Source organism: Mangrovihabitans endophyticus (assembly GCF_014646155.1).
Lineage (GTDB): Bacteria > Actinomycetota > Actinomycetes > Mycobacteriales > Micromonosporaceae > Actinoplanes > Actinoplanes endophyticus.
Genome location: NZ_BMMX01000184.1, coordinates 1 through 550 on the forward strand (window position 1 = coordinate 1; position 550 = coordinate 550).

Sequence of the window (550 nt, forward strand, 5' to 3'; positions counted from 1 at the left end):
TATTAATGAGGGCTATTATGCGATTTTTGGGGCTGCCGGGGCAAGGACTGAAGTCCCAGGCTGTAGCTTGTGCATGGGCAATCAAGCAAGGGTTAGGGATAATGCGGTCGTCTTTTCTACTTCCACACGGAATTTTGATAATCGTATGGGTAGAGGGGCTAAAGTGTATTTAGGCAGTGCAGAGCTTGGGGCGGCGTGCGCTTTACTAGGGAGAATCCCTACTAAAGAAGAATACATGAATTTAGTGAGCGAAAAGCTAGAGAGCCAAAAAGACAAGATCTATCGCTACATGAACTTTAACTTAATTGTTAATCTCAGTGTTTTGCGTGCTGATTATTTTTTTTAAATCCCTTATCTCTTTAATCAAATCCGCATTAGTGATTGCCTTATTAGCTTGTGCTGAATCCGCGCTTAAAAAAGCCAACGCCACACACCAACTCACAACGATTTTTTTCACCACTACTCTCCTTTTTATCCTCTTCCAACACTCAAGCCACAGCTAAATAAAAGGGATCGCCTCTTTTAATGAAAACAAAACTAGAGCCTGAAA

The 550-nt window shown here is 41.8% G+C and carries 1 protein-coding gene; it reads left to right on the forward strand.

Annotated elements, in window-relative coordinates:
- Positions 1-346: aconitase family protein (locus IEY73_RS34840; RefSeq protein ID WP_268240517.1), on the forward strand; the 346-nt coding region annotated here is incomplete at its 5' end.
- Positions 347-550 lie beyond the last annotated feature (204 nt).